Genomic DNA, 24,234 nt, shown 5'->3' with positions numbered 1-24,234 from the left:
AATGTGTGAAGGCGGGCAGGCCAGGCGCTTTTGAACGGGGATAAATTCTGAATCGCCGGGCCGTCCCGGATGCCTTTGCACACATTGGGGGGATGAGTGGTGGCGGATCGTTGGGGACCGCCCCCACTCAGCCTGTTTAAGGGCCTTTTGCCCGCCCGCGCACTCGCTATTGCCGGGTGAAGCGCAGGGTGACCAGCTGGAACGGCCGCAGGCTGAGCCCGGCCCCGCTCCCGTCCGGAACAACTCCCGGCGCTTCATCTGCCCGCTCCAGCAGGTCCGTAGCCACCACTCCACGGACCGGGAAATTGGCGGTGATGCGCCCGGCTGAGCGCTGTCCCAAGGACTCGTAGAGCCGCACCACCACGTCGCCGGAACCGTCTTGCGCACACTTGACCGCTTCGACCACCAGTGCAGGATTGCTGACCGTGAACAGTGGCTCCACCGGCGCCGCGCCGCGTACCAGCCGGGGTGCCAGGTTGGTCCGGTACCCTTCCTCGATGGCTTCGGCGATGCCGGCCCCGGGGCGGATGGCCACCGTCAACTCGTGGCGGCCGCGGTCGGCGTCGGGATCGGGGAACTTGGGTGCACGCAGCAGGGACAAACGCACTGTCGTGGTCGTACCGCCGTCGGCTTCCCTGACGCTCCTGCCCACATCGTGGCCGTATGTGGACGAGTTGGAAACAGCCACGCCGTAGCCGGGTTCGCCAACGTGGATCCACCGGTGGGCGCAGATTTCGAACTTCGCGGCCTCCCAGGAGGTGTTGGTGTGCGTGGGCCGGAAGACATGGCCGAACTGGGTTTCCGCCGCCGACCGGTCGGCCCGCACATCCAGGGCGAAGCCCAGCTTGAGCAGCTTCTCGCGCTCCTGCCAGTCGACCGTGGTGGTGATTTCCAGGGACGGGCTGCCTGGCGCAAGGGTGAGGCGCTGCGTGAGCGGCGACGCACCTGCCAGCCGGTCCACGACCACGACGGCGCACGCCCCCTCAGTGGCCAGCCGGACCGATTCGGCGTGCCGCAGCGGCGTGACGTTGCGCCGGTAGAACTCGTCGATGTCCCAGGCGTCCCATTCATTGGGCGTGTCGCGGTGCAGCTCCAGCAGGTTGCCACGCTGGCCGGGGGCGATGGCCTCGCGGCCGGTGGCATGGTCGCGGAGGGAAACCAGGAGTCCGTCGGAGTCCACCACGGCCCGGATGATGCCGTTGTCCAGGATCAGGCAGTCGCCGTCGCTGGTGGCTTGTACGGCTTCCGGCGCGGCCACGGGCCGGCCTGCGGCGAGCGCCGGAACACCCTGCCGCGCATGCGGGGCCGCATTAAGCAGGAACTCCTGTTCGCCCGGACCCAGCATGGCTGATGCTGCCTGGCCAATGATTGCCTCGAGGGCCGTTTCGATGGCCCGGTAGTTCCGCTCGGCATCCTGGTGCACCCAGGCAATGGAACTGCCCGGCAGGATGTCGTGGAACTGCTGCAGCAGCACCAAGTGCCAGAGCCGCCGGAGTTCCGCGGCGGGGTACTCGTAGTCGCCGCCGGTTCGAATCGAAGCCGTGGCGCACCACAACTCCGCCTCGCGCAGCAGGTGTTCGCTGCGCCGGTTGCCTTTCTTGGTCCGCGCCTGGCTGGTGTAGGTCCCGCGGTGAAGCTCCAGGTACATCTCGCCCACCCAGACGGGCAGTCCTTGGTAGTCGTCCTCGGCCTGCCGGAAGAAGCTCTCCGCAGACCCGATCCGCACCTTGGGTGATCCTTCCAGGTCCCGGGTGCGGGCTGCGGCAGCCAGCATCTCCCGCGTGGGACCGCCGCCGCCGTCGCCATAGCCAAAAGGCACCAGGGACATGCTGCCGCGTCCATGGTCCCGGTAGTTGCGTTCGGCGTGGGCCAGGTCGCGGCCGCTGAGGTCCGAGTTATAGGTGTCCACCGGCGGGAAATGGGTGAACAGCCGGGTGCCGTCGATGCCCTCCCAGTTAAAGGTGTGGTGCGGCATCCTGTTGGTCTGGTTCCACGAGATCTTCTGCGTGAGGAACCAGCGGCTGCCTGCCGCTTTGACGATCTGGGGAAGCGCCGCGCTGTACCCGAACGAGTCCGGCAGCCAGGCCTCCCTGCACTCGATACCGAACTCGGAAAGGAAGAAGCCCTTGCCCTCCACGAACTGCCGGGCCATCGCTTCGCCGCCGGGCATATTCGTATCCGATTCCACCCACATGCCGCCGACCGGAACGAACTGGCCGCCGCGCACCTTCTCGCGGATCCGTCCGAACAACTCCGGGTAGTACTCCTTGATCCAGGCCAGCTGCTGGGCGGAGGAGCAGGAAAAGACAAAGTCCGGGTTTTCGTCCATCAGGGCCACGACGTTGGAGAACGTCCTGGCGCATTTGCGGATGGTTTCGCGGACGGGCCAGAGCCACGCCGAGTCGATGTGGGCATGCCCGGTGGCCACCAGCTGGTGCGCAGAGGCGTACGCCGGCCGGCGCATGACCTCGGCGAGGGCCTCACGCCCTGCCGGCGCGGTCCCGGCGACGTCGTCCGGGTCCATCACGTCCAGCATGCGTTCCAGTGCCCTGAGGATCTCGTGGCGGCGCGGCAGCTCCAAGGGCAGCTGTTCCATCAGGCCGGACAGGGTCCAGATGTCCTGCTGGAGTTCCCACACGCACTGGTTCAGTTCAGCGATGGCGATTGTCCCAAGCCGGTACTGCGGCGCTCCCCCGGCTGTTGCCTTGTCGCCCAGCGGAGTGGCCGCGAAGGTCCAGCCCTGGGCCATGTCCGGGTTGGCGGCGGCCTCCACGTAGAAGTCCACGGCCATACCACTGCCCAGGAGCTTCAGCGGAATGTACTGGTTGCGGGGGGAGATCGCTTTGATGATGGACCCGTCTGAACGCCAGGCGATTCCCTCGCACTGGAAGCCGGGCGCCTCCGTGGTGAACCCGAGGTCCACCACCACCTCCAGTACGGTGTCCGGGCCGCCCCACGATTCCGGCACCTCGCCCTGCAGCCGCAGCCAGGTGGTGCCCCACGGCTTGCCCCAGGACGCGCCGTGTTCCTGCGGCTGGAACTGTTGCCGCATCGCTTCCAGCGCGGGGACTGGTTCGCCGGGGACCTCCCAGCTGCTCAGGGCAAGCGGGACCGTCCTGCTGTAGACGGCGGGGGTGATGCGCTCGCGCACAAACCTTGCCAGGCGGACTTCCGTGATCCTGCGGTCGTCATGCAATATGGGTCCTCTTTAAGCTTGGAACTGGATCATCGTGTCCATTCGATGGACAAATCTACCCGCTGGCTTCCCGGCATCCAACCCCCTCGAGCCGGGAGTTCACCCCTGGGCGCGCGGGACGGCAGCTTCCGGCCTCAGGATCCGGGCATCGCCGGAGTAGACGTTGAAGCTCGTGCCCCGGCTGAAGCCCGCCACGGTCAGCCCATTGGCCTCCGCCAGCTCCACGGCGAGGCTCGACGGTGCGCTGACGGCGGCCAGGACGGGAATTCCGGCGAGGGATGCCTTTTGCACCAGTTCGAAGGACGCCCGGCCGGAGACCTGCAGGACGGTGCCGGTCAGCGGCAGGAGGCCTTCGCGCAACGCCCACCCCACCACCTTGTCCACGGCGTTGTGCCGTCCCACGTCCTCGCGCAGGCACAACAGGCGTGGCTCGCCGTCGTCCCCAATCCTGAAAAGGCCCGCCGCGTGCACTCCGCCGGTATCGTCAAAGAGGCGCTGCGATTTCCGCAGCAGCCCAGGCAACGACGCCAGGACCTCCGCATCGACTGTCAGCGGATCCGACTGCGGGCTGAAGTGCGAGGACTTTTGGACTGCATCGATGGAGTCCGTTCCGCAGATGCCGCAGGAACTGGAGGTGTAGACCTTCCGCCCGGTATCAGGAACCTCAACGTCGGGCCGCAGCTGGGCCTCCACCACGTTGAACGTCTGGACACCGTCCTCGTCCTCGCCGGCACAGAACCGCAGCGATACCAGTTGCTCCGAAGCCCAGATGACGCCCTCGGACACCAGGAATCCGGCCACCAGGTCAAAGTCGTCCCCGGGGGTGCGCATGGTCACCGAGTAGGAAAGCCTGCCAATCCGGATTTCCAGCGGCTCCTCCACCGCAAGGACGTCTTCGCGGTGGCGGACCGGGTATTCCAGCGCACCCGGCGATCCGTCCAATACGTACTTGTGCACCTTTCGGCGCTGGGTTACGCGTCCCATGTTCCAGCCTGCCTCGTCATGACTCCATCATGGCACTTTCGGGGCCTGGATCAGTCCAGCAGCGCGCTCCAGTCCACGGGGCCGCTGGGCGCAGGCTTGCCCTTGGGCTGCACGGTGCGTCCGGCGGTTCGGGGCTTGGCCTTGGCCGCCGCGTCCGCGGGCGGCGGGATGGGCGGCCCCCAAGGCAGCGCGAAGGCCGGGACCGGCTCCCCCAGTTGCACGCCGTGCGGCGGTACCACCAGCACGCCGTCGGCGGCAGCCAGCCCCCGCATCATTCCGGGTCCAGTGTGCTGGGCCGGCGATGCCATGCCATACAGCAGCCGGAACGGCATCAGCCGGGTGCGCCCGGGGTCCGGCTCGATCATGGTGCCGCACGGCACCTCCTGCACGGCGGGCATGGCGGCGTGGCCCAGCGCGGCGAGGAGCGGGGCGCCCACTGTGGACAGTGCCATCATGGCCGCGAGCGGGTTGCCCGGGAGTCCCAGGACGAAGCGGCCGTCCGGAAGTTCGGCAAGGACTGCGGGGTGCCCCGGACGCATGGCCACGCCGTCGATGACCAGCCGGCCGCCAAGTTCAGCCACGGCCCGCCGGAAGTGGTCGGTCCCGGAGCGCCCGGTTCCCCCGGTAGTGATGACGACGTCGGCCGGCAAGTCCGGCGCGTCCGGTACCTCCGGCACAACGTCTTCAAGCGCCGAAAGCCATTCCTCGTAGGGGTCCCCGATCCGCTGCTGACCGCCCGGTATGCCGCCCAGCATTGCTACGACATCCTGCAACTGCGGGCCGAAGGTGTCGCGCACCTGGCCGGGACCGGGGGTGCCTGAGTCCACTACCTCGGAGCCTGTGAGGACGAGGCGCACCACGGGTTTTCCCCTAACCTGCAGTTCGTCGTGGCCGGCCAGTGCGGCCAGTGCCAGATGTGCGGGGTTGAGGTCCACGCCGGCTTTGACCAGGACGTCCCCTTCCAGGGCCTCTTCGCCCGCTTTCCTGATGTGCTCTCCGGCGCGCGGTTCCCCCGGACGCGCCTTTCCTCCGGTCATCAGCACCGGGAGTCCCTCGTCGTCCGTGGCCAGGACTGCGTTCTCGGTCCTGAGGACCGCTTTGCCTCCGGCAGGGATCAGGCCGCCCGTGACGATGATGCTTGCCTGGTGCGGTGCCAGGCGGTTCCCCGGGTCAACGGGAATCCAGGGGCCGCTGCCGTTGACCGCCCAGCCGTCCATGGCTGAAGACGCATAGTGCGGCATGTCCTGGAGTGCAAGGATGTCCTGGTCGAGCCTGCGGCCGAGGGCCATGCGCAGGGGCACCGGACCTGGCGGGATCGGGGTGGCTGCATCGAACGCAGCCTGCCGGGCTTCTTCCCAAGTGTGAGCCAGGTGATGCCCGTGGCCGGTTTCTGCCGCGCCGGGCTCCTTTGCCTCCGGTCCAGGTGTTTCAGGCTCAGTCGTCCCCTGTGCGTCCGGGTGGTCGGCGGGTGGGACCTCCGGCCAGTCGCGGGGTTCTGCCGTCATTCGCCGGGGGTCCCGGCGGCAGCTTCATTTTCGTAATCGGCAGCCAGGGAGCGTGCCACGGCCATTGCCGCTTCCATGGACGCAGCGTCCATCTCCCTGCCGGGGGCGGCGGCCAGGCCCGCGGCGAAGCCTGCGATGAAGGTGGTGAGCGGAGCGGCCGGCCGGACGACGGCGTGCGCCGCGACGCCGGCAAGGGACAGCACCGCGTTCACGTCTACTTGGACGTCCTCCAGCTTGTACGCCTGGAGCAGGGCCCTGCACCATTCCTCCAGCGTTTCGTCCTGGCTTTTCACGACTTGCCTCCCACGTTGGCTCCGCACGTTTTGGTCAAAGTCTTCACGCTGGCTCCCGGCGGCGATCCCCAGCGCAGCAGCATCACCCCACGTATCCACATCGGCAGTGGACCCGGCGGGGACTGCGACAAGCTGCACGTCCAGATTAGCAAGGAGCGCCCGCACGGAACCGTTGACCAGGGCGTTCCGGCCGGCCAACGCGACACAGGATCTTTTTAACTCACCAGTGTTATATATGGCCGCCAGCGGCTGCGCCCGCCCGTCGGCGGAGCGGGCCATGGCACCCCGGCCGTCGCCCGCTGCAGCCACCGCGTCCCGGAGCACCGCCACTGCCTGGGATGCCAGCGGCATGTCGCAGGCAAGAACCAAGGTGAAGGGCGCGCCTCCCCCATGGCCGGCAAGGGCAGCAAGGCCGGCTGAAATCGCGGCGGCAGGACCTGCAAACGCGGGCTCCTCCCGGCAGGACAGGACGCCGGGCGGCAGGGCGGGGGCGGCTCCGGCATCATCGGACGTCCCGGAGGACGGACGGCGACTGCTGGGGGGAAGATCACCGACGACCACGGTGTGGCGGGCACCGGCAGCGGCGTCGAGGGTCCATGCCAGGAGGGTTCTTCCCCGGAGGACCAACGATTGCTTGGGCACGCCACCCAGCCGTGAGGACCGCCCGCCCGCCAGGACCAAGGCATCAAAGATCAAAGGGTCCGCTTGCATCCACCCAGCCTAGCGAACAGCAACCTCCTCAGGCCGCGTTGTCAGGCAGCGTTGTCAGGCAGCGCGCTCAGGAAGCAGGAACGGATCCCAGGCGGGGGTTGGCTTCTCCAATTCCTTGATCTGCCAGATGGTTCCGTGCGGCGGTTGCGGCACGAACCGCAGGGTCCATCCCATCTCGCCGGGCGTATGGTCACCCTTGACGTTGTTGCATCGCAGGCAGGCAGCCACGAGGTTCTCCCAGGAATCGGCCCCGCCCCGCGATTTTGGGTGGACATGGTCGATTGTGTGCGCTGCCTTTCCGCAATATGCACACTTATGCCCGTCGCGCCGAAGCACACCACGGCGGCTGACGGCCGTTGAGTGGTTGTACCGGGGGCGGATGTAGCGGTTCAGGAGGATCACGGACGGGCGGCCCAGGACGTCGGTGGGGCCCACCACGGGATCGTCCCCCTCGGCCACCACGCTCGCCTTGCCTGTGAGCACAAGCACCAGCGCCCGGCGGAAGGTGATAACCGCCAGCGGTTCATATCCAGCATTCAGAACGAGAGTGCGCATGCACGTACCTCTTCACGGCCGCACCCGTCAGGGGCACGAGGGCCGGCTGCCCTCGGCATGTCCGGGCTATGGATCGACATCACAAGAGTAAACAGAGAAATGCAATATCAGGTAATCGGCACACGCGGAGGCGGTCCCCCGCCCCAGTGCCGGGGAGCTGGATGCAGCAAATGGCGGGATTTAAGCGGGAAAGACCCCCGCCGCAGTGGCAGGGGTCTTTCCGGGCAAATCTCCGGCGTCGCCGGGTGTGGCGGCGGTGGTGGTTACCGGACGTGGATGAAGACCGGTCCGGAGCCGACGTTGGCGCTGAACACAACGGTGTCGTTGCCGTTGAAGCCGCCGTGGACTGCCATGCCGTTTCCGGCGTAGACGGCGATGTGGGCCATTCCTCCACCACCGTCGGCGTAGTAGATCAGGTCGCCGGGCTGGGCCTGGGATGCAGGCACGGTGTCACCCAATGACAGGTAACCGGCGGGCCAGTCGTGGAAGTGGATGCCGACCGCAGCCAGTGCGTTGGTCACCAGCATGGTGCAGTCCTGGTGCACGCCGAGCTGAGCGTAGGCAGCGGAGAGGATGGCAGCACCCTTTCCGCTGGCGGAAACCTGGGCGGCGGGAGCAGCAGTGGCCGCGGCAGTTGCAACCTTGGCGGTGACCTTGGGAGCGGCGACGGCCTGGGCAACGGGAGCCGGAGCAGCTTCCTGCACCGCAACCTCGGGCTCGGGCGCCGGAGCCGGGGTGGTGGTAACGGCGGGCTTCTCGAAGCTGATGGCAATGGTGGAAGCCGCTGAGATCGGAGCGTCGACTGCGGATTCAACTTCCATGGCGGATGCCGGAGCGGAGTCGCGCTTGACGTTGGTGTCGGCAGCGTTGGCGGCGATGCCGCTGGTCAGGACCAGGCCGGAAGCTGCAGCGATTACTGCAGCCTGGCGGCCCATGCCGCCGGCGTTGTCACTGACAGCCTTGGCAATGATTGCGATCGAGTTGGTTTTGGTGACCTCGGCGCGGTGCCGTGCGGTAGCACGAGTCGTCATCGGTTCTCTCTTTCGTTTTCCTCTGGACCGCGGTGGCCTGTCCGAGGGGGTTGGATGCGCCGGCATCTTGGGGGTACGCCGGCGCGTCCCGAACGGGGATGTGGTTTCTAGCGAAAAAGCTTTGGGCAAAGAAATAGCCCTTGGAGCGTGGAGCCCAAGAACTACTTGTTCAGGTGGTAGTACGTGGAAGTACCGGTGGCTGCGGGCGAGTGGAGCATGGTGCCCTGCGACGGGTTGAGCGCGCTGATCATCATGCCGTTGCCGACGTAGATGCCGACGTGTGCGCCACCGTTCTGGACCACGAGGTCACCCGGCTGGGGGGTGGAGGTGGGCGTCATGATGCTCCACGCGTTCGTGCGGGGGATGCTGATTCCGGCCTGGGCGTAGACCCACTGGACGAACCCGGAGCAGTCCCAGCCGTTGGGGGTGGTGCCGCCCCAGACGTAGGGGTGGCCGATGCCGGTGTAGGCGATAGCGGCGATGCCCGAGGTGGCTGCGGAGGAAACGGCCTCTACTGCCTGTCCGGCTTTGGACGCCTCCTGGCCGGCGGCAGTGGCGGTGCGGTCCGCGGCCGCGGTGGACTGGGTACGCACCGTTTCCACCTTCGGGGCGGCGGTGGTCTTGACCGCCGGACGCTCGAAGGAAACGGTGGCCGTGGGGGCCGCGGTGACAGCAAGGGCGGTCTGCGCCGAACCGGACTCCGTGGAGGCCGAGATGCCGGCGGTGGTGTCAGCTGCGGTGGCCGGCAGGCCCATGCTCAGGATGAGGCCTGAAGCCGCTGCCACAACGGCAGCCTGGCGGCCCACGGTCCCGGCATTGGCGCTCACGGCTTTGGACACGGCGTCCAAGGGGTTGGCGCGAACCGTTTGCGCACGGTGGCGCGCAGAATTATGGCGTGAAGACACGAAGGTAGCCTCTCCCAATGCCTGCGAGGTGAGCTGTCGGATTCGGATGGGAGTCACCCGGCCACTTTGCTTCCTGGGAAGCTCGTGACTTAACCCCAAGGCCTTCCGGAATGCAGAAGGCCAAAATTGGTTCCCCCGCCCCTGCCAGACGATGAAATGCGAACGGACCTTGAGCGGTGGCAGAGTTAGGCAATCCACTCAAGAGCGTCAACTTCGGAAAAGTTGACGCGAGTTAGACGGTACAGCAGTTTTGCTTCAATGTCACATTCAGGTCACGGCGAGTCACTGCGATCTGAGAGTGCGCAATCATACGGTTACAGCCAGCCCATCGGATCGACCACTTCGCCATTGACCTGCACTTCGAAGTGCAGGTGGCAGCCGGTGGACGCGCCGGTGGTTCCGCTCAGCGCCACGACCTCGCCGCGGGAGACCGTTTGTCCCACCTTGACGTTGAAGGACGAGAGGTGGTTGTACGTGGTCTCCAGGCCGTTGCCGTGGTCGATCACCACCCGGTTTCCGCCGCCGAACTGGTGCCAGCCGGCGAAGGTCACGGTTCCTGTTGCGGCAGCCAGGACGGACGTCCCGCACTGAGCCACGAAGTCCTGTCCGCGGTGGAAGTCTCCCGTGCCCCCGGTAATGGGGCTGACCCGGTAGCCGAAGGGCGACGCGGTCACAAGGGATGCCAGCGGGGCGGCCAGGGTTCCGGCAGAAGCGGCCCGGGTGACCGATCCTGCCGACTGGGCGCTCAGAAGCTGCTTCAGCTTTCCGTCGGGGTCCGCCTGCGTGACGACGGCCGAGCGGCTGAAGTCGATCTGGGCGCCCACATCGGCTGAAATCTGGGGCTGGGGGCTGACTGCGGAGGCAGCCTGGGGTGCGGTGCCGGCGGCATCCGTCGCCATGACGGGGCCGGTGGCGGGCATGGTCACCGTCAGCACCAGGCCGGTGGCGGCCAGGGCGATACCGGCCTTCTGGCCGATGCCGCTGGCCGCAGCAAAGTCGGTGATTTGCCGGAACGGACCTCGGCGGCGGCGTGCATCCCGCTGGGGGTCGCGGGGGCGCTCCGCAGCGGCGGGTTCGACAACCCGGGGTGCCTCAGGGGGGCCGGCCGCGCGGCGGCGGCCCCGGGAGGTCTGCATGGTCAAGAAGGGTTCCTCTCTGGAATAGCCTGCGGAGTTAGCTGTCGGATTCGGGTCAGAGAGATCACAGACCCGGCCCGTCATGGGCAAACTTCTGCACAGGGGTATTCCCGGAAGAATCCTTCACTGGAGAGGCTTGCTGCTGACGGACTTCACCCCAAGGCAGTCCCCCGCTGCCAGTTGTGGTTCCCCCGCCTCTGCCAGTAACGACTCGTACACCTGGCCCGCTGGCAGAGCTCGGCTCCGGATCAGGTAACGCTTAAGTATCAACGCTGGGTTCCACTATAGGGGCTTAAGACCCTAGGTAACAATTCCGTTATCTTTGTGTGGGACCCCTCGGGTGGGGTATAGGAGGTCGGCGTCAGGCCTGGTTCACGGCGACGAAAACGTGCGCGGCCACCTCGGGCGGAAGCTCCAGGGCGCCGTCGATTCCTGCCACCCGTACCGAGATGTAGTCACCCACGCGTTCCAGTGACACTGCCGCGCCGGGCCGGATCCCGCCTTCGTCGAGCTGGGTCAGCAGTTCCGGCTCCACCTGGATCGGTTCCGCCAGCCGGCTGATGGTCACTGCGGACGCGGGCCCATAGGCTTTCATGGCCTCCACCAGGCTGATGGCGCCGTCGCCGAAGCCGAGTCCGGGCTGCCCGCCCAAAGCGGCCAGGCCGGGGATGGGGTTGCCGTAGGGCGACTCCGTGGGGTGGTCCAGCATCTCGTAGATGCGCCGCTCCACCCGCTCGCTCATGACGTGTTCCCAGCGGCAGGCCTCGTCATGGACGTAGGCCCAGTCCAGTCCGATCACGTCGGCCAGCAGCCGCTCGGCCAACCGGTGCTTCCGCATAACCTCGGTGGCCCGCTTGCGGCCCGTGTCGGTCAGTTCCAGGTGCCTGTCACCGGAGACGACGACCAGGCCGTCGCGCTCCATCCGGCCGATGGTCTGGGAAACGGTGGGCCCCGAGTGGCGCAGGCGTTCGGCGATACGGGCCCGGAGGGCAATGATGTTCTCTTCCTCAAGCTCCAGGATGGTCCTGAGGTACATCTCCGTAGTGTCGATCAGATCCGTCATCCAGCTCAGCTCCTCGAGCGCAGTACCTTGCGTTGTCCCACCGTATCGCCTCTTCCCGCGACGTAGTCCGGGGAAAGTTTAGCCTATTTTGATCTAGTCCGAATAGGAGGCGTCGTATATGGCGTCTCATTGGCTGGACATTGGCGCAGCCCGCTCCCGCCACCCCGTGGGCTTCAGGCAGAATTGGGGGAGGTTTGCACTGCAGCCATGGCCGGCTCCCGGCCACCCCCACCCGGACCACAGCTTTCGTCCCCGCCGAATGGAGCACCTGTGAGCGACACCAGCATCACGATTCCCGCCAACCTCCTGCCCCAGGACGGGCGGTTCGGGGCCGGCCCCTCAAAGGTCCGGCCGGAACAGATTGATGCCCTGTCCGCCGCATCGAAGACCATCCTCGGCACATCCCACCGGCAGGCCCCCGTCAAGAACCTGGTGGGCTCCGTCCGCGAAGGACTCAGCCAGTTCTTCCGGGCTCCCGAGGGCTACGAAGTAGTCCTCGGCGTTGGCGGCTCCACGGCGTTCTGGGACATCGCCAGCTTCGGTCTCGTGTCGAAGAAGGCCCAGCACCTGTCCTTCGGCGAGTTCGGCTCCAAGTTTGCCGCCGCCACCAACAAAGCGCCGTTCCTGGAAGCTTCCTCGATCATCAAGTCCGAGCCGGGCACGCGCCCCGCAGCGCAGGCTGAAGCCGGCGTGGACGTCTATGCCTGGCCGCAGAATGAGACCTCCACGGGTGTCGCGGCCCCGGTCAAGCGGGTGCCGGGAGCGGACCAGGGCGCACTGGTCCTGGTGGACGCGACCTCCGCTGCCGGCGGCCTGGACGTGGACGTTGCCGAAAGCGACGTCTACTACTTCGCCCCGCAGAAGAATTTCGCCTCCGACGGCGGCCTCTGGCTCGGCCTGTTCTCGCCCGCCGCACTGGAGCGCGCTGCCGGCATCAAGGCAAGCGGCCGCTGGATCCCGGACTTCCTGGACCTCCAGACGGCGATCGAAAATTCGCGGCTGAACCAGACGTACAACACCCCGTCGCTGTCCACCCTGGTAACCCTTGACGCGCAGGTCCAGTGGCTGAACGCCAACGGCGGGCTGGATTTCGCCGCCGCACGCACCGCCGACTCCGCCGGACGCATCTACAGCTGGGCTGAGGCCTCCGAGTTCGCCACCCCGTTCGTGGCCAACCCGGAGGAGCGCTCCAACGTCATCGCCACCATCGACTTTGACGAGTCGGTGGACGCGGCAACGGTGGCTAAGGTCCTGCGCGCCAACGGCATCGTGGACACCGAGCCCTACCGGAAGCTGGGCCGCAACCAGCTGCGCATCGCCACCTTCGTGGCCATCGAGCCCAGCGACGTCTCGGCGCTGCTGTCCAGCATCGACTACGTGGTGGGCGAGCTCCGCAAGTAGTCCCACCACACACTAAAGGCGCCGCCTGGGGTAATGAGCAGTTCAGAACCCGGGCGGCGCCTTTAGTGTGTGGGAGGAAGTGCTTGCCTAGTCTTCAGGCTCCGCGCCGTCGTCGGCCGGCTCTTCATCCCCGGACCCCTGCTCCGCTGGGGCCGGCTCGTCCTGCCGGGCTTGTCCAGGTTCCGGCTGCTCGTCCTCGGGGCGCACGCGTTCGGCCCACGGCACCCACTCCGGGGCCAGGATCGATTCTTCGGACGGCAGCAGGCCCAGCTCATCGACGGTAACCACCTTGGAGCGGGAGTTACGGGTCAGCACCGCGTACCACTGCCAGCCGCCGTAGCCGGCCAGCCGGGACTCGAACAAGTGCGTGACGAGCCGGTCGCCCTCGCTCTTGGCACCAAGGTGCGGCCCGATGGTGGCGGCGGGCGTGATGCCCTCAACCGCGGCCCGTGCAGCATCAACAGCGGCTGCCAGGAACGCGTCAGGCTTGCCCGTCCGCCATACCGGAACCCCGGCCTTGCGCTTTGGCGCAGCCTTGGCAGCTTGCTCCTGTGGAGGCATGCCCGGTTGTTCAGCTTGGGGGTTCATCGGCGCCTAGACGTCCAGCTCGTCGGCAACCTTGCGCAGGGCGGCCGCAATTGCCTTGCCCTTGTTGCCGTCCGGGTACTTGCCCTTGGAGAGCGTCCCGGACAGGTTGTCCAGGACGGTCACCAGATCCTGCACCAGCGGCGCGAGGTCTTTGGCGCTCGGACGCTTTGCTTTGGCAATGGACGGGGTCTTGTCCAGCACCCGCAGGCCCAGTGCCTGGGCGCCCTTGCGGCCGTCCGCTACGCCAAACTCCACGCGGGTGCCGGCTTTGAGTTCCGTTACACCCTCGGGCAACGATGACTTGGGCAGGAAGACCTCCTGGCCGTCCTCGCCCGCGAGGAACCCAAAGCCCTTGTCCTTGTCATACCACTTGACCTTGCCGGTAGGCACGTAATCAACCTTCTTCGTTCTGCTGTCATGAGACACGGCCAGGTGCCACCGCGTCCGCATTGTTGTGCGGGTTCAAGGTATGGCCCCTGCAAACCGTGTTGGTCTGTATGCTTCAAGGTTATCCTGCCGCATGCCCTAATCACGCTTCCGGCGGTACTGTTCCGCCCCGGGCGCAAGCCCCGGGCTTTAGCGGCACGCCGGACGCCGCTGTAGCGTTACCTCCATGACACCCTTGCGTTTCCGCCCGCCCCTGATGGTGCTCGCAGCTGTTATTGCCCTGCTTTCCCTGATAGCGGTGGGAACGGTCATGGCGCTTGCCTTTGCGGGGTCCGTCGCTCCCACCTGGGTTACCTACTCAGCGCTGTACGGCCTCCCGGTGGCCTTCATCCTGATGCTCCTGCTGGTCCTCGATGGCGTGGCCGCCCGGCGGCGGGCGGGAAGGCGGGAGCCGCGGTAACGTTGGACTGATGTCCCTCATTCGTGCGCTCGGCAAGGACCTGGAGGCACGCAGCGACGATTCGTTGCGGGCACTGTTCGCCGCGCGGCCGGACCTGATCTCCCCCTCCGTGCCGGATTTCGCGGCACTCGCGGCGCGGGCGAGCTCGCGCGTCAGCGTCCAGCGGGCCCTTGAGCGGCTCAACCGGCCCCAGATGCAGGTGCTCGAAACCCTGCATTTGTGCACCAACACCGACACCGGCCACAGCGCGTCCGCGGAAGGCCTGCAAAAACTGATCCGGGGTTCATCGCTGGCAACTGTCCAACAGATCCTTGGCACGCTGCAGGAACTTGCCCTGGTGCACCCGGCCGCGCCACCGCACGGCTCCCCGCCCGCAGCGTCAGGACACGTCTTCTACCTCCCGGCGGGCGCCCTCAAGGACGTGGTGGGAATCTACCCGGCCGGACTGGGGCGCAGCTACACGGAATTGGTGCGCCTCCAGCCGGCGTTCGCCCAACGGGCAGTACCCCTGGTTGCTGAACTGCACCGCAGCGGCTTCGCCATCCACGATGCCACCACCCCCATGGAAGCGGCCCTGGCCCTCCAGCACTGGACAGCATCTCCGGAGGCACTGCGGGACATCCTCGCCGCAGCCCCGGAACGGACGACGGCGCTGCTCGCCAGGTTCCGGAACTGGGCCATGGGTGCCGTCCCCCAGGCGCAACGGAAAGCCTCGGTCCTGACGGAACCGGCCGACGTCGGCCCGGTGGACTGGCTCCTTGCCCGCGGCCTGCTGGTCCCGCTCGACGCCGCGCACGTCGAGTTGCCGCACAGCGTGGGGCTGGCGCTCCGCGGCGGTGCCGTCATTGATGACTTCACCCTTGCGCCCCCGGTCCCGGAGCTCGGCCGGACCACCGCAGCGCTGCGAAGGAATGCTGCCCTGAGCGCAATTTCGGAAACCCTGAGATTGGTCTCCGAGCTGCTGCATGCCGTCCGGGAACAGCCGCTGGCCACCCTGCGCAGCGGCGGGGTGGGGGTGCGCGAAATGCGCCGCCTCTCCGAACAACTGCGGATCGACCAGGGCGCCGTGGGACGGCTGCTGGAACTGTGCGGCCTGGCCGGCCTGATCCGCCTTGACGTCGACTCGTCGTCCTGGGTGCAGCCGCCCCAGCTCGAGTGGCTCGTCCTGCCGAGGCAGGAGCAATGGCTGTGGCTGGTCAACGCCTGGCTTGCCAGCGAGCGTGTCCCCTCAATGGTGGGCCAACCAGTCAGTACATCGCCCGGCACACCGGCCGCCCGCTCCGCATCCGGCACCACCATCGCAGCGCTGTCCGCCGGAGCGCAGCGGCCCGATGCCCCGGTAGTCCGTAAACGCATCCTGGAAATCCTGCATGAACTCACGTGCGAGGCATCCGCTCCGGACGGCGCTGCCCCGGTACTCGATGCCGCCGCGGTCCTCCAGCGGGCGGAATGGTCTCAGCCGAGGATGGCCAGGCGGTTCAGTTCCCTGATCCGCGGCGTCCTGGCCGAGGCCGATCTGCTGGGCCTCGTGGGCTCCGGAGCGCTGAGCCAGCTGGGAAGCGCGTTTGCCGAAGACAATCCCGACGCCGCCCTTGCCATCCTGGGCGAGCACCTCCCGGCAGCCCTGAACCATGTGCTGCTGCAGGCGGACCTTACCGCCGTCGCGCCGGGCTACCTGGCCCCCGCGCTCACCAAAAAACTGCTGGTCATGGCCGATGCCGAAGGGCACGGACCGGCCACCATCTACCGGTTCTCCGCCGAGTCCATCAAACGGGCGCTCGACGACGGCTTCGACGCACCCGCCCTGCTGCGCTTCCTGCGTGAACACTCGGCCACCGCCGTGCCGCAACCGTTGGAGTACCTGGTGCAAGACACCGCCTCCCGGCACGGCAGGCTGCGGGTAGGGCAGGCCGCAAGCTTCATCGAAAGCGACGATGAGGCGATGCTCGACGAACTGCTGGCCGGGCCGAAAGCGGCGCAGCTTGGGCTGGTCAGGCTTGCCCCCACCGTCGTCGCGTCATCGGCCCCGCAGCGCGATGTTGCCGCCGCGCTCCGCAGCCTGGGCCTCTCCCCCTCGGTGGACGGCACCGAACCCGCCACCCATCCTCGCCGCGCTGCTTCCCCGCAGGAAAGCCTCCGCCCCGTCTATACCGCGCCGCGGCTGGCGCCCGCGGCGGAGGACGTGGACGCCCAGCTGCACCTCCTGCGGCAGGCGCGTGACGCCGTCGGACACTCCCCGGGAGCCGCCGCGGGCAGCGAAGCCGCCACGCAGCTCGGGCTGGAAGCGCTGCAGCGGGCCATCCGGCTGAAGCAGCGGATCCAGATGAACGTTGTGGACAGCCTGGGGAATGCCAGCATGGAAGTGGTTGTTCCGCTATCTGTCAGCGGAGGCCGGGTCCGGGTGTTCGATCCCGCCAAGGAAACCGAACGGGTCCTGTCCGTCCACCGCATCATCGATATCGAAGCCGCCGAGGAACTGCGGCAGTGAAGGACTTCCCCGCGTGACCGACGGACCCCTGATCGTCCAAAGCGATAAAACCATCCTCCTCGAAGTGGACCACGAACTGGCCACCGAAGCGCGGCACGCCATTGCGCCTTTCGCCGAGCTGGAACGGGCTCCGGAACACATGCACAGCTACCGGCTGACCCCGTTGGGCCTGTGGAACGCACGCGCCGCCGGGCTGGATGCGGAAAAGGTACTGGACGCCCTGCTGAAATACTCGCGCTTCCCGGTTCCCCATTCGCTGCTGGTCGACGTCGCAGAAACCATGTCCCGGTACGGCCGGCTGCGCCTGGAGAAAGACCCGCGCCACGGGCTGGTGATGCGGACCGACGACTACCCCGTGCTCGAGGAAGTCATCAGGGCCAAGAAGATCGCGCCGCTGCTGGGGCCGCGGATCGACGGCGAAACCGTGGTGGTGCACGCATCCCAGCGCGGCCAGCTCAAGCAGCTGCTGCTGAAGATCGGCTGGCCGGCCGAGGACCTTGCCGGCTACGTGGACGGCACCCCGCACCTGATATCGCTCAACGAGGACGGCTGGCAGCTGCGCCCCTACCAGCGCCTGGCCAGCGAAAACTTCTGGGCCGGCGGCAGCGGGGTGGTGGTACTGCCCTGCGGGGCCGGCAAGACGCTGGTGGGCGCCGCGGCCATGGCCACCGGTTCCACCACCACGCTCATCTTGGTCACCAACACCGTTGCTGCCCGGCAATGGAAGGACGAACTCATCAGGCGCACTTCCCTTACGGAGGAAGAGGTGGGCGAATACTCGGGCGCCGTGAAGGAAGTCCGTCCGGTAACCATTGCCACCTACCAGGTGCTCACCACCAAGCGCGGCGGCATCTATCCGCACCTGGAGCTGGTGGACGGCCACGACTGGGGGCTGATCATCTACGACGAGGTCCATCTCTTGCCGGCACCGATCTTCAGGATGACGGCCGACCTCCAGGCCCGCCGCCGCCTTGGGCTGACGGCCACCCTGGTCCGGGAGGACGGGCGCGAAGGCGAGGTCTTCAGCCTGATCGGGCCCAAACGCTATGACGCGCCCTGGAAGGACATCGAGGCGCAGGGCTACATCGCGCCGGCGGACTGCGTCGAGGTTCGCGTCGACCTGCCGCAGGACGAGCGCGTTGCGTACGCCATGGCCGATGACGCCGACAAGTACCGGCTGTGCGCCACCTCCGAGTCCAAGACGCAGGTGGTGGAGCAGTTGGTGGCACGCCACGCCGGTGAGCAACTGCTGGTGATCGGCCAGTACATCGACCAGCTGGACGAGCTCGGCGAGCGCCTGCAGGCACCGGTAATCAAGGGCGACACCTCCGTGAAGGTGCGCCAGAAGCTCTTTGACGCGTTCCGAGCCGGTGAGCTGCAGACCCTGGTGGTGTCGAAGGTGGCCAACTTCTCGATCGACCTGCCCGAAGCCTCGGTAGCCATCCAGGTCTCGGGCTCCTTCGGGTCCCGGCAAGAGGAAGCACAGCGGCTGGGGCGCCTGCTGCGGCCCAAAAAGGATGGCCGGGCCGCCCGGTTCTACTCCCTGGTGGCCCGCGACACCCTGGACCAGGAGTTCGCCGCCAAGCGCCAGCGGTTCCTGGCCGAACAAGGGTATGCCTACCGGATCATGGACGCCAAGGACGTGGAGGCTGCCGGATAGGATCCGGCAGCCTCCACATCGTCAGCTCACGCCATACGAACTGTCGCGTTCCATGGTTCCCGTCCGCGGATCGAACTGCGGACGCTCGTAGGCCAGTTCGCCCCCGCTGCGGCCGCCGTAGGGGCGGCCGTGGTCTGCGAACTCTTCCCGGAAGAACGCCAGGCACCACTGGCCCATCTGCATCCGGGCGCCGGTCCTGAGCAGGGAAGGGCCGGCGGTGGCAACGCTTCCGCTGACCGGGCCGTGCGGCACCAGGACATACTCATCCTGCTCGTCGTGCCTGATCTCCGCGTGCAGCCCCTCCAGGCCATCGAGCCGGATGTCGGACTCCGGGCTGCTGCCAATCGTGGTGACCTCGCCCGACAAGGCCACCTCACGGGGGATCTGGCCGGTCCACGTGGTTGCGTCCTGGACAAAGATGAGCCGTGGCCGGCCGCTCCCCCTGGTGTAATGGGTGGTGGTGATGCGGCGGGGAATACGCCGCCGCACAGTGGGAAGCAGGGGCAACGGCGTAGCCGGCGGCAGCAGGGCAATGCCCTTTGGCCGGCGCCGTCCCTGCCGGAGGAGCGGCAGGAGGGTTCCGAGCTTCCCCAGCTTGATATAAGGCGACCTGGTGACGAGCCGCTGCGATGCAGGACTCTCCACGGCTCCCAGGCTGATGAGGTTTCCGTCCGGACCGGAGACGTGGACACTGATGCCTTTCCTGGCCAGCACCTCGGCCAAGGGCTTCACTTCGTCCAGGGACGGGAGCCCGCCTCCCAACGGGGCCAGGTCCGCGAGGGATACCGTCACCTCCGTACCGGCGGCCTTGGCGCTTCCCCGGGTGACTGCCCCGGACTCATCCAAGAAGGAGAAGTCAAGGTCCAGATCCAACCGGTACTCAGCCATGTCTTTCAGCCACGGTTCAGATCGGATCCGGCGGCATCCTTGTCGCTGGTGGTAACACGCAGGCTGCCGTTGAGCTTCCAGGTGGCCCGCGGTGCGTCAGGACCAATATCGCGGGGCACCTCGATGGTCATGTCCACGAACTGGTAGTTGATGGCAGCACCCTTGCCGGTGAGATAAGACCACATTTCCTCCGCCAGGTCCGCCCAGTCGCGGATGCTGCGGTCCGTGGATGTGGAGTTTTCAGATGCGCTCAGATCAGTCATGATGGTCAATCCCTTCACATGGGCCAGGAGCGATGGAATCCGGGAATCAACACTGTATTCCCGGGCCCCTGACGGCGGAAGACATGGGGCCCGGAACGTTCTCACCCTGATTTCGGTTCCCGCCGTCGCGTGCCGCAAGCCACGGATCGGGGGACACTGGATGCATGAGCATGCGCATCATTCCCGCAGTCCCCGGGCCGGGCCAGGAATCGGTCTGGGACTACCCCCGTCCGCCACGGATCGAACCCAGTACCGAACACATACGGATCGTCCTGGGCGGCGAAGGGATCGCCGACACCACCGATTCGCTGCGCGTCCTGGAAACCAGCCATCCGCCGGTCTACTACCTGCCGCGGTCTGCGTTCGTGACCGGGTCACTGGAGCCGGCCTCCGGCAGCAGTTTTTGTGAGTTCAAGGGCTCCGCTGAGTACCTGACGGTCCGCGGGGGCGGCGAGGAAGCCGACGGGGCCGCCTGGTCTTATCCCGAACCGTCGTCCGGATTCGAGGCCCTGGCAGGCTGGGTGGCCGTCTACGCGGGCAGGATGGATTACTGCGAGGTGGACGGTGAACGCGTGCTTCCGCAGCCTGGCCGCTTCTACGGCGGCTGGATTACCCAGCGGATCGTTGGCCCCTTCAAAGGAGAGCCGGGAACGATGGGCTGGTGAACACAAGCACACCACCATCATGCTCACAACGAATATCCAGACAACTCCCAGATACTGGGAGCATGATGGGAGCATGAACAAGAACGGTCCCGAAGCCAGGCTGCTCGTCGTCGATGATGAACCCAACATCCGCGAGCTCCTCTCCACGTCCCTCCGGTTCGCAGGCTTTGAAGTTGTCTCCGCAGCCAATGGGCGCGACGCCCTCGCTGCCGCGGACACCCAGGCGCCCGACTTGGCCGTATTGGACGTCATGCTCCCGGATATGGATGGGTTCACCGTCACCCGCCGCCTGCGCGCCGCCGGAAAGCACTTCCCTGTCCTTTTCCTGACGGCGAAGGACGACACGGAAGACAAAGTCACGGGCCTGACCGTCGGCGGCGACGACTACGTCACCAAGCCGTTCAGCCTCGATGAGGTAGTGGCCAGGATCCGCGCGGTGCTGCGCCGGACCCAGCCCATGCTGGATGACGACGCGATCATCCGTGTTGACGACCTTGAGCTGGACGACGACGCCCACGAGGTGCGCCGCGGCGGCACGGTCATTGAACTCTCCCCCACCGAGTTCAAGCTGCTGCGCTACCTCATGCTCAATCCCAACCGGGTCCTGTCCAAGTCCCAGATCCTGGACCACGTGTGGGAGTACAACTTCAACGGTGATGCGTCCATCGTGGAGTCCTACATTTCCTACCTCCGGCGGAAGGTGGACATCGATCCCGAAGCCCCGGCCCTGATCCAGACCAAGCGCGGCGTGGGCTATGTGCTGCGGACGGCTGAAAAGCGCTGACCTTGCTGAAGCGGTGGAAGTCGGCCTCGCTCAGGTCGCAGCTGGTGGCCATGATCATGGCCCTGCTGATCGTGGCCCTGACGGTGACCGGGGCCGTCACCCTCACGTTGCTGCACAGCTACCTCCAGGGCCAGGTGGACGACAAACTGAACGCCGCCGTCGACTCTGCCCGGCAACAGCGCTCGTTCACGCAGTTGCAGGCGCCGAGCCCCATTCCCACCGACTATTCGCTGATGCTCTTCGCCCCCGGCCAGCAGCCGTACACGTTCGGTGGCGACCCTGACGACCACCCGGACATCACGTCCATCACCGTTGACCAAGCCCAGGCCCGGGAGCTTGCCCCCTTCCAGGTCCGTGGGACGGACGGGCAAAGCTGGCGGGTGGTGGCGGTGACGGTCCAAAACGGCCAAACGACTGCCGTTGTGGTCATCGGGCTGCCCTTGGCGAGCGTCGACGACGTCCTCAAGCACGCTACCCTGGTGGTGACCGGGGTGGGCCTGCTAACGCTGCTGCTGGCCTCCCTCATCGCGAGCTGGACGGTGTCGCGCTCCTTCCGGCCGCTGGCAAGGGTGGAGAAGACGGCGGCCGCCATCGCCGCCGGTGACCTCTCCCGCCGCGTTGAGGTGGAGAATCCGGCCACCGAGCTGGGCCGGCTGAGCAGCTCGTTGAATGCCATGCTGGCGCACATTGAGACTGCGTTTGCCGCCCGGACCGCATCCGAGGCCAGGATGCGCCGTTTCGCCGCCGACGCCTCCCATGAACTTCGCACACCGCTGGTGACCATCCGCGGCTTCTCCGAGCTATACCGCCATGGCGCGCTGTCCACGGAAGAGGACGTGGCCACCGCGATGGGCCGGATCGAAAGCGAGGCCAAGCGCATGGGTTCCATGGTTGAGGACCTCCTCCTGCTGGCCCGCCTGGATGAGCAGCGGCCGCTGCAGCAAAAGCCCGTGGACCTGCAGTTGATCGCCCACGATGCCATGGTGGACACCCAGGCCAGCGACCGCTCCAGGACCATCACGCTGGCGGGCCTCGATGGCGGCCCTGCCAGGCCTGCCCCGGTTCTCGGAGACGAGGCCAAGCTGCGCCAGGTGGTGGGCAACCTCGTAGGCAACGCGCTGCGGTACACCCCTGACGGCAGCCCCATCGAACTGGCCGTGGGAGTCCGCAGCACGGAGGGTGAGGCGCGCTCCATCATCGAGGTGCGGGACCACGGGCCCGGCATTTCGGAAGAGGATGCGGCCAAGGTCTTCGAACGGTTCTACCGTGCCGATACCTCCCGGACCCGGGAGACGGGCGGCAGCGGCCTGGGCCTGGCCATCGTGGCGGCAATAGTTGGTTCGCACGGCGGTTCAGTGCGGGTGGAGAGGACCGACGGCGGAGGGGCCACGCTGGTGGTCAGCCTGCCGCACCGTGACGAAGCACCCGCAGCTGACGCGGCGGACGGAGAGGAAGCGACGGACGGCGGCGCCGCCAGGCGTGCCGCGGGCAGCGGCAGCTCGGTTATCCACATATAGGGCTCAGGCCATGGCTCCGCCCCGCGCGGCTTCCTAGGCTCGTTTCAGCAGCCCGGAACCGCCGGGCCGGAGGCGTCTCCGCAGGACCGAAAGGCATAGCCATGAGCATCATTTCCGTCGACACCGAGCTACTGCAGCTGAAATCCGCCAACGTGCAGGCCACCGTGGAGAGGATCAGCGCCGACGTGCAGGCCATGAAGCGTGGCCTCGACGAGCTGCAGGGCTCGTGGCGCGGCTCGGCAGCCAGCAACTTCCAGGCCCTCGTCACCGAGTGGACCATCACCCAGAATCGGGTGGAGGCGTCGCTGGCTTCCATCAACGCGGCCCTGTCCTCCGCGGCAGCCACGTATGCCCAGGCCGAGCAGGGCAACGCGCAGCGGTTCAGCTGACAGGTCAGGCTTCCGGGGTTCCTTGGTGGAACCGCAGCCGCCACCGTTCGCCATCAAGGACCCACAGGGAGCTTCGCAGCGTGGTGCCGGCGCGGGCAAAGCTCCGGTATGTCAGCAGGACGGTGCCGGCGCCAATCCGCTCAGCGCCCAGAACCTCGATGTCGGTCCGTTCACCGGGGTTCTCTTCGAGGGCCATCATCATGGCGTCCCGGGTCCAGACCCTTCCCGAGCTGCCAATTTCCATGAAGTCCGGATGGAGGAGGACTGCCGTCCGGCCAATGTCGCCGCGCACCAGCGGACCCAGCAGCTCACGTTCGAGTTGCTCTACCAGCGCCTCTGGCGCGACCGCACCGGCCTGCTGCGCTGCCTCGGCAACCTCCTGGGCTTCCGTATCCAGCTCACTGAACAGGTCAAGCTCGTCATAGGCCGATACGGGTTGAGGCATGGCCTGCGGTTTGCTGCTTCCCGCTGCAGGGACTCTTTGGCCGGCCGCTGCCGGGCGCGTGTCCGAACGGGCGGAGCCTGCATCCGGGCGGACGGCGGCAGCCGCAGAGCGGGCGGGTGCGGGGGCAGGGATGTCGAGGGTAGCCGGCTGCAGGCCGCTGCCGGGCTGCTGCTGCGCCTCAAAGCTGTGCCCGGATGCCCCCGGATGGTGCGCCCCCGGGAATCCGGGACCCGACCGGGCGGCCACGCCCTGCTGGTAGGCGGTTGCCGCGGCGCGGGCACGTTCATCCGCGGCCTCGTTCAGGCTGTGGCCGGCATGGCCCTTGACCCATTCGAAGGTGTACGTCCGGCCAGCCAGCTCGCGGTCCAGTTCCTTCAGCAGTTCAACGTTCAGGACGGGCTTCCCGTCAGCCTTGCGCCATCCCTTGCGCTTCCACCCGGGCATCCATTTGGTAATGGAGTTGATGACGTACTGGCTGTCGCAGAGGATGCGAAGGTCCTCCCCCGGAAGATGCGCGGTGGCCCGCAGGAGATCCAGGACAGCCATCAGCTCGCCCTGGTTATTGGTCCCGTGGGGCCAGCCGCCGGCCCGCCAACAGTTGTCATCCACGTACCAGGCCCAGCCGGCCGGGCCCGGGTTTCCCAAGGCCGAACCGTCAGCCGCTGCAGTAATCGTCACCGGTCCATCCTGCCAGAAGCCAATGACAATAGGCTGCCGCCGCCGCGGCACAAGCGCGCCCGACTGTCCGCCGCACGGCGCACCGCTCCCGGAAGCCCCGCGGCAGCAGGCCGGAAACAGCATTTGGGAAAACGTTTACCGAAAACCTTGACTCCCACCGCCCGCGCACGAAACAATCGCAGAATCACAGTGAGAAAGCGTTTTCCCGCAAAGTCCGGTGCCCGCAACGACGTGGGATCGAC

At 67.1% G+C, this 24,234-nt stretch carries 22 protein-coding genes and 2 riboswitches; of the genes, 8 read left to right on the top strand and 14 right to left on the bottom strand.

The features are described from left to right. Positions 1 to 166: 166 nt before the first annotated feature. From ACFVVC_RS15325 to ACFVVC_RS15285, 9 genes are all read right to left on the bottom strand, one after another. Positions 167 to 3,196 carry an alpha-mannosidase gene (locus ACFVVC_RS15325; protein ID WP_387454928.1) on the bottom strand — a complete coding sequence of 1,010 codons (3,030 nt, stop codon included), beginning with the start codon at positions 3,194 to 3,196 and terminating at the stop codon, positions 167 to 169. A 99-nt stretch (positions 3,197 to 3,295) separates the two neighbouring features. Further along, positions 3,296 to 4,180: a formate dehydrogenase accessory sulfurtransferase FdhD gene (gene fdhD / locus ACFVVC_RS15320; protein WP_387454925.1), complete on the bottom strand. Its 885-nt coding sequence runs from the start codon at positions 4,178 to 4,180 to the stop codon at positions 3,296 to 3,298. A gap of 50 nt (positions 4,181 to 4,230) precedes the next feature. Then, positions 4,231 to 5,685, bottom strand: a complete 1,455-nt coding sequence (locus ACFVVC_RS15315) for a molybdopterin molybdotransferase MoeA (protein ID WP_387454922.1) — start codon at positions 5,683 to 5,685, stop codon at positions 4,231 to 4,233. Next, the gene (locus ACFVVC_RS15310) at positions 5,682 to 6,689 is read right to left on the bottom strand and encodes an NTP transferase domain-containing protein (protein WP_387454919.1); all 1,008 of its coding nucleotides are present in this window, start codon (positions 6,687 to 6,689) and stop codon (positions 5,682 to 5,684) included. Before ACFVVC_RS15310 ends, ACFVVC_RS15315 begins: the two co-directional genes overlap by 4 nt. A 54-nt stretch (positions 6,690 to 6,743) precedes the next feature. Beyond that, complete coding sequence (locus tag ACFVVC_RS15305) at positions 6,744 to 7,244, bottom strand: HNH endonuclease (protein WP_387454916.1); 501 nt, start codon at positions 7,242 to 7,244, stop codon at positions 6,744 to 6,746. 263 nt (positions 7,245 to 7,507) lie between these two features. Continuing rightward, on the bottom strand, positions 7,508 to 8,275 hold the full coding sequence (locus ACFVVC_RS15300; RefSeq protein WP_387454913.1) for an NlpC/P60 family protein: 768 nt from the start codon (positions 8,273 to 8,275) through the stop codon (positions 7,508 to 7,510). Positions 8,276 to 8,436: 161 nt separating this feature from the next. Next, complete coding sequence (locus ACFVVC_RS15295; protein ID WP_387455305.1) at positions 8,437 to 9,114, bottom strand: C40 family peptidase; 678 nt, start codon at positions 9,112 to 9,114, stop codon at positions 8,437 to 8,439. Positions 9,115 to 9,184: 70 nt separating this feature from the next. Beyond that, a riboswitch (cyclic di-AMP (ydaO/yuaA leader) is annotated at positions 9,185 to 9,382 on the bottom strand. Positions 9,383 to 9,494: 112 nt separating this feature from the next. Next, positions 9,495 to 10,316 carry a M23 family metallopeptidase gene (locus ACFVVC_RS15290; protein ID WP_387455303.1) on the bottom strand — a complete coding sequence of 274 codons (822 nt, stop codon included), beginning with the start codon at positions 10,314 to 10,316 and terminating at the stop codon, positions 9,495 to 9,497. Between the two features lie 10 nt (positions 10,317 to 10,326). Further along, a riboswitch (cyclic di-AMP (ydaO/yuaA leader) is annotated at positions 10,327 to 10,569 on the bottom strand. A 108-nt stretch (positions 10,570 to 10,677) separates the two neighbouring features. Next, the gene (locus ACFVVC_RS15285) at positions 10,678 to 11,379 is read right to left on the bottom strand and encodes a metal-dependent transcriptional regulator (protein WP_387454910.1); all 702 of its coding nucleotides are present in this window, start codon (positions 11,377 to 11,379) and stop codon (positions 10,678 to 10,680) included. 270 nt (positions 11,380 to 11,649) lie between these two features. Here ACFVVC_RS15285 and serC point away from each other — a divergent pair, with 270 nt between their 5' ends. Further along, positions 11,650 to 12,780 carry a phosphoserine transaminase gene (serC, locus tag ACFVVC_RS15280; protein WP_387454907.1) on the top strand — a complete coding sequence of 377 codons (1,131 nt, stop codon included), beginning with the start codon at positions 11,650 to 11,652 and terminating at the stop codon, positions 12,778 to 12,780. 87 nt (positions 12,781 to 12,867) lie between these two features. On the opposite strand, the gene ACFVVC_RS15275 is transcribed toward serC, so the two are convergent. Together ACFVVC_RS15275 and ACFVVC_RS15270 are read right to left on the bottom strand one after the other, a co-directional pair. Next, the gene (locus ACFVVC_RS15275; RefSeq protein WP_387454904.1) at positions 12,868 to 13,341 is read right to left on the bottom strand and encodes a DUF3027 domain-containing protein; all 474 of its coding nucleotides are present in this window, start codon (positions 13,339 to 13,341) and stop codon (positions 12,868 to 12,870) included. Positions 13,342 to 13,374: 33 nt separating this feature from the next. Further along, positions 13,375 to 13,758, bottom strand: a complete 384-nt coding sequence (locus ACFVVC_RS15270) for a cold-shock protein (protein ID WP_018762148.1) — start codon at positions 13,756 to 13,758, stop codon at positions 13,375 to 13,377. Between the two features lie 223 nt (positions 13,759 to 13,981). Here ACFVVC_RS15270 and ACFVVC_RS15265 point away from each other — a divergent pair, with 223 nt between their 5' ends. From ACFVVC_RS15265 to ACFVVC_RS15255, 3 genes are read left to right on the top strand one after another with little or no spacing between them, the layout of a single operon-like run. Then, positions 13,982 to 14,215, top strand: coding sequence for a hypothetical protein (locus tag ACFVVC_RS15265; protein ID WP_387454901.1), 234 nt, complete (start codon positions 13,982 to 13,984; stop codon positions 14,213 to 14,215). A gap of 10 nt (positions 14,216 to 14,225) precedes the next feature. After that, positions 14,226 to 16,703 carry a helicase-associated domain-containing protein gene (locus tag ACFVVC_RS15260; protein ID WP_387454898.1) on the top strand — a complete coding sequence of 826 codons (2,478 nt, stop codon included), beginning with the start codon at positions 14,226 to 14,228 and terminating at the stop codon, positions 16,701 to 16,703. Positions 16,704 to 16,716: 13 nt separating this feature from the next. Continuing rightward, positions 16,717 to 18,363, top strand: a complete 1,647-nt coding sequence (locus ACFVVC_RS15255; protein ID WP_387454895.1) for a DNA repair helicase XPB — start codon at positions 16,717 to 16,719, stop codon at positions 18,361 to 18,363. Positions 18,364 to 18,384: 21 nt separating this feature from the next. Here ACFVVC_RS15255 and ACFVVC_RS15250 read toward each other — a convergent pair whose 3' ends face one another. Further along, the gene (locus ACFVVC_RS15250) at positions 18,385 to 19,251 is read right to left on the bottom strand and encodes an FHA domain-containing protein (protein WP_387454892.1); all 867 of its coding nucleotides are present in this window, start codon (positions 19,249 to 19,251) and stop codon (positions 18,385 to 18,387) included. 5 nt (positions 19,252 to 19,256) lie between these two features. Further along, a complete protein-coding gene (locus ACFVVC_RS15245) occupies positions 19,257 to 19,514 on the bottom strand; it encodes a hypothetical protein (RefSeq protein WP_387454889.1) in 258 nt (85 codons plus the stop codon). A gap of 164 nt (positions 19,515 to 19,678) precedes the next feature. Here ACFVVC_RS15245 and ACFVVC_RS15240 point away from each other — a divergent pair, with 164 nt between their 5' ends. The 4 genes from ACFVVC_RS15240 (at position 19,679) to ACFVVC_RS15225 (ending at position 22,869) form a co-directional block, all read left to right on the top strand. After that, complete coding sequence (locus ACFVVC_RS15240) at positions 19,679 to 20,179, top strand: DUF427 domain-containing protein (protein WP_387454886.1); 501 nt, start codon at positions 19,679 to 19,681, stop codon at positions 20,177 to 20,179. Between the two features lie 73 nt (positions 20,180 to 20,252). Next, positions 20,253 to 20,963, top strand: coding sequence for a response regulator transcription factor (locus ACFVVC_RS15235; RefSeq protein WP_387454883.1), 711 nt, complete (start codon positions 20,253 to 20,255; stop codon positions 20,961 to 20,963). 2 nt (positions 20,964 to 20,965) lie between these two features. Beyond that, positions 20,966 to 22,480 (top strand): sensor histidine kinase, encoded by a 1,515-nt coding sequence (locus ACFVVC_RS15230; RefSeq protein ID WP_387454880.1) that lies wholly within the window; start codon positions 20,966 to 20,968, stop codon positions 22,478 to 22,480. 101 nt (positions 22,481 to 22,581) lie between these two features. Beyond that, entirely contained in the window at positions 22,582 to 22,869 is a 288-nt protein-coding gene (locus ACFVVC_RS15225) for a WXG100 family type VII secretion target (protein WP_387454877.1), read from the top strand. Between the two features lie 4 nt (positions 22,870 to 22,873). Here ACFVVC_RS15225 and ACFVVC_RS15220 read toward each other — a convergent pair whose 3' ends face one another. After that, complete coding sequence (locus tag ACFVVC_RS15220) at positions 22,874 to 23,992, bottom strand: RNase H family protein (RefSeq protein ID WP_387454874.1); 1,119 nt, start codon at positions 23,990 to 23,992, stop codon at positions 22,874 to 22,876. Positions 23,993 to 24,234 lie beyond the last annotated feature (242 nt).

Source organism: Pseudarthrobacter sp. NPDC058196 (genome assembly GCF_042882685.1).
Lineage (GTDB): Bacteria > Actinomycetota > Actinomycetes > Actinomycetales > Micrococcaceae > Arthrobacter.
This window is presented reverse-complemented; position numbering and strand designations above follow the sequence as displayed.

Coding starts and splice junctions, on each gene's coding strand:
- fdhD (WP_387454925.1), bottom strand. CDS start 4,180: ATGGGACGCGTAACCCAGCGCCGAAAGGTGCACAAGTACGTATTGGAC.
- ACFVVC_RS15315 (WP_387454922.1), bottom strand. CDS start 5,685: ATGACGGCAGAACCCCGCGACTGGCCGGAGGTCCCACCCGCCGACCAC.
- ACFVVC_RS15310 (WP_387454919.1), bottom strand. CDS start 6,689: ATGCAAGCGGACCCTTTGATCTTTGATGCCTTGGTCCTGGCGGGCGGG.
- ACFVVC_RS15305 (WP_387454916.1), bottom strand. CDS start 7,244: ATGCGCACTCTCGTTCTGAATGCTGGATATGAACCGCTGGCGGTTATC.
- ACFVVC_RS15300 (WP_387454913.1), bottom strand. CDS start 8,275: ATGACGACTCGTGCTACCGCACGGCACCGCGCCGAGGTCACCAAAACC.
- ACFVVC_RS15290 (WP_387455303.1), bottom strand. CDS start 10,316: ATGCAGACCTCCCGGGGCCGCCGCCGCGCGGCCGGCCCCCCTGAGGCA.
- ACFVVC_RS15285 (WP_387454910.1), bottom strand. CDS start 11,379: ATGACGGATCTGATCGACACTACGGAGATGTACCTCAGGACCATCCTG.
- ACFVVC_RS15275 (WP_387454904.1), bottom strand. CDS start 13,341: ATGCCTCCACAGGAGCAAGCTGCCAAGGCTGCGCCAAAGCGCAAGGCC.
- ACFVVC_RS15265 (WP_387454901.1), top strand. CDS start 13,982: ATGACACCCTTGCGTTTCCGCCCGCCCCTGATGGTGCTCGCAGCTGTT.
- ACFVVC_RS15260 (WP_387454898.1), top strand. CDS start 14,226: ATGTCCCTCATTCGTGCGCTCGGCAAGGACCTGGAGGCACGCAGCGAC.
- ACFVVC_RS15250 (WP_387454892.1), bottom strand. CDS start 19,251: ATGGCTGAGTACCGGTTGGATCTGGACCTTGACTTCTCCTTCTTGGAT.
- ACFVVC_RS15245 (WP_387454889.1), bottom strand. CDS start 19,514: ATGACTGATCTGAGCGCATCTGAAAACTCCACATCCACGGACCGCAGC.
- ACFVVC_RS15240 (WP_387454886.1), top strand. CDS start 19,679: ATGAGCATGCGCATCATTCCCGCAGTCCCCGGGCCGGGCCAGGAATCG.
- ACFVVC_RS15235 (WP_387454883.1), top strand. CDS start 20,253: ATGAACAAGAACGGTCCCGAAGCCAGGCTGCTCGTCGTCGATGATGAA.
- ACFVVC_RS15225 (WP_387454877.1), top strand. CDS start 22,582: ATGAGCATCATTTCCGTCGACACCGAGCTACTGCAGCTGAAATCCGCC.